The organism is Caballeronia sp. AZ7_KS35 (assembly GCF_023631045.1).
Lineage (GTDB): Bacteria > Pseudomonadota > Gammaproteobacteria > Burkholderiales > Burkholderiaceae > Caballeronia > Caballeronia zhejiangensis.
In genome coordinates, this window is the sequence record NZ_JALQDV010000083.1 from 1 (window position 1) to 3,273 (window position 3,273).

The 3,273-nt window shown below is 60.8% G+C and carries 4 protein-coding genes; all 4 read right to left on the bottom strand.

Annotated elements, in window-relative coordinates:
* On the bottom strand, window positions 1–702 hold the full coding sequence (locus NCT05_RS36560) for a succinate dehydrogenase iron-sulfur subunit (protein ID WP_008354056.1): 702 nt from the start codon (window positions 700–702) through the stop codon (window positions 1–3).
* A 21-nt stretch (window positions 703–723) separates the two neighbouring features.
* Window positions 724–2,499, bottom strand: a complete 1,776-nt coding sequence (gene sdhA / locus NCT05_RS36565; RefSeq protein ID WP_008354057.1) for a succinate dehydrogenase flavoprotein subunit — start codon at window positions 2,497–2,499, stop codon at window positions 724–726.
* Window positions 2,500–2,504: 5 nt separating this feature from the next.
* Window positions 2,505–2,873: a succinate dehydrogenase, hydrophobic membrane anchor protein gene (gene sdhD / locus NCT05_RS36570; protein ID WP_008354058.1), complete on the bottom strand. Its 369-nt coding sequence runs from the start codon at window positions 2,871–2,873 to the stop codon at window positions 2,505–2,507.
* Between the two features lie 2 nt (window positions 2,874–2,875).
* Window positions 2,876–3,273, bottom strand: a 398-nt coding sequence (gene sdhC / locus NCT05_RS36575; RefSeq protein WP_250437927.1) for a succinate dehydrogenase, cytochrome b556 subunit, incomplete at its 5' end; no start/stop codon positions are given.

Sequence of the window (3,273 nt, forward strand, 5' to 3'; positions counted from 1 at the left end):
TCAAACCGCCCGTCGCACCATCAATTCCTTGATCTTGCCGATCGCCTTGGTCGGGTTGAGCCCCTTCGGGCACACGTCGACGCAATTCATGATCGTATGGCAACGGAACAGACGATACGGATCTTCCAGGTTATCGAGGCGTTCGCCCGTCGCCTGATCGCGGCTATCCGCGATGAAGCGATACGCCTGCAGCAAGCCCGCCGGTCCCACGAACTTGTCCGGGTTCCACCAGAAGCTCGGGCACGACGTCGAGCAGCTCGCGCACAGAATGCACTCGTACAAGCCATCGAGTTCATCGCGCTCGACGGGCGACTGCAGACGCTCCTTCTCGGGCGGCGGCGTATCGTTGATCAGATACGGCTTGATCGAATGATACTGATTGAAGAACTGCGTGAAATCGCAGATCAGATCGCGCACCACCGGCAGACCCGGCAGCGGACGCAGCACGATCTTCTGCGGCAGTTCGTTCAGATTCGTCAGGCACGCGAGGCCGTTCTTGCCGTTGATGTTCATCGCGTCCGAACCGCACACGCCTTCGCGGCACGAGCGACGGAACGACAGCGTCTCATCGACTTCTTTCAGTTTCACCAGCGCGTCGAGCAGCATGCGTTCATGCGTCAGATCGAGCTCGTAGCTCTGCATGCGCGGCGCCGCATCCTTGTCCGGATCGTAGCGATAGACTTCAAAAATTCTCTTTGCCATTTCGATTTCCTTGCGCTTTCCTTAGAAGGTACGCGCCTTGGGCGGCACCGATTCGACCGTCAGCGGCTTCATCTGCACCGGCTTGTATTCGAGGCGATCGCCTTCGCTGAACCACAGCGTGTGACGCATCCAGTTCTCGTCGTCGCGATGCTCGTAGTCGCTGTGCGCGTGCGCGCCACGGCTTTCCTTACGCGCTTCGGCGGAAACCATCGTCGCGCGTGCGACTTCGATCAGATTCGCCAGTTCGAGCGCCTCGACCTTCGCGGTGTTGAACACCTTCGACTTGTCCTTCAGATGCACGTGCTTCACGCGCTCGGCGAGTTCGGCGATCTTGCCGACGCCTTCTTCGAGCAGCTTCGACGTGCGGAACACGCCCGCATGCGCCTGCATCGATGCGCGGATGTCGTTGGCGATGTTCTGCGTGTACTCGCCCGACGTCGACTTCTCCAGCACCGCGAGACGTTCCATCGCGAAGTCGGCGGCATCGGCCGGTAGCGGCTTGTGCTCCTTCAATTCCTTCGCGTGCTTGATGATGTGATTGCCCGCCGCGCGGCCGAACACGACGAGATCGAGCAGCGAGTTCGTACCGAGACGATTCGCGCCGTGCACCGACACGCACGAGCATTCGCCAACAGCATAGAAGCCGTTGACCGGATCGTTGTAGCCCTTCGCGGTGCCCACGACCTGACCATGCATGTTCGTCGGAATGCCACCCATCTGATAGTGGATGGTCGGCACGACCGGAATCGGCTCCTTGATGCAATCGACGTTCGCGAACTTCAGCGCAATCTCGCGAATCGACGGCAGACGCTTCATGATCGTCTCGGCGCCGATGTGCGACAGATCGAGCAGCACGTGATCCTTGTTCGGACCGACGCCGCGGCCTTCCTTGATCTCCTGATCCATCGAACGCGAAACGAAGTCGCGCGGCGCGAGATCCTTCAGCGTCGGCGCATAGCGCTCCATGAAGCGATCGCCATTCGAGTTACGCAGAATGCCGCCTTCGCCGCGCACGCCTTCGGTAATCAGCACGCCCGCGCCGGCGACGCCGGTCGGGTGGAACTGCCAGAACTCCATGTCCTGCAGCGCGATGCCCGAACGCGCGGCCATGCCGAGGCCGTCGCCCGTATTGATGAACGCATTCGTCGATGCCGCGAAGATACGGCCCGCGCCGCCCGTGGCGAACAGCGTCGTCTTGCCCTCGAGGATATAGACCTCGCCCGTTTCCATTTCGAGCGCGGTGACGCCGAGCACGTCGCCATCGGCGTCGCGGATCAGATCCAGCGCCATCCATTCGACGAAGAAGTGCGTTTTAGCCGCGACGTTCTGCTGATACAGCGTGTGCAGCAACGCGTGACCGGTACGGTCGGCGGCCGCGCAGGCGCGTTGCACGGGCTTCTCGCCGTAGTTCGCCGTGTGGCCGCCGAACGGACGCTGATAGATCGTGCCATCCGGATTACGGTCGAACGGCATGCCCATGTGTTCCAACTCGTACACGGCGTTGGGCGCTTCGCGGCACATGAACTCGATCGCATCCTGATCGCCGAGCCAGTCGGAGCCCTTGATGGTGTCGTAGAAGTGATAGTGCCAGTTGTCTTCGCTCATGTTGCCGAGCGATGCGCCGATGCCGCCTTGCGCGGCCACCGTATGCGAGCGCGTGGGGAACACTTTCGAGAGCACCGCGACGGACAGACCCGCGCGCGCGAGCTGCAACGATGCGCGCATGCCCGATCCGCCCGCACCGACGATGACCACGTCAAAGCGACGACGCGGCAGGGAAGTCTTGATTGCAGCCATGTTCTTTAAACTCTCCAGAGAATCTGTGCAGCGTAGCCGGCGCATCCGACGAGCCAGAGGATCGTCAGCACTTGCAAGAGCAGGCGCAGACCCATGGGCTTCACGTAGTCCATCCAGATGTCGCGAATGCCGACCCACGCGTGATAGAAGAGGCAAAGCAAGGCTACGAAAGTCGCAAGCTTCATCCACTGGGTCGCGAAGATGCCCGCCCAGCCTTCGTACGAGAAGTTGTGCGCCGCGAAGAACCAGAAGAGAAGAATGACGGTGTACACGGCCATCACGACCGCGGTGATGCGTTGCGCGAGCCAGTCGCGCAGACCATAGTGCGCGCCGACGACCAGGCGCTTGGGGCCGACCCGATTTTGCGTTGCCATGTTTAGAACACTCCGAAGATCTTGAGAGCCATCGCGAGCGTGAGCAACAGCGAGACGATCAGCACGATGAGCGCGCTTTGCTTGCCGCCTTGCTTGTTCACGCCGACGTGCGTGTCGAGCAGCAAGAAGCGGATACCCGCGCAGAAGTGATGCAGATACGACCACGACAACACGAGCGTGATGATCTTGACGATGGGGTTGGCGAGAAAGCCCTTGAACGCGTCGAACGAGATTTCCGACGTGAGGCTCTGATCGAGCAGATACAGGATGAACGGCAGACACACGAAGAGCAGCAGGCCGCTCACGCGATGAAGGATCGATACCTTGCCCGCCAGCGGCAAGCGATACTTCGCGATCTGACCGATCCCGATGTTCCGGTATTCCGGCCTTGGTTTTTTTA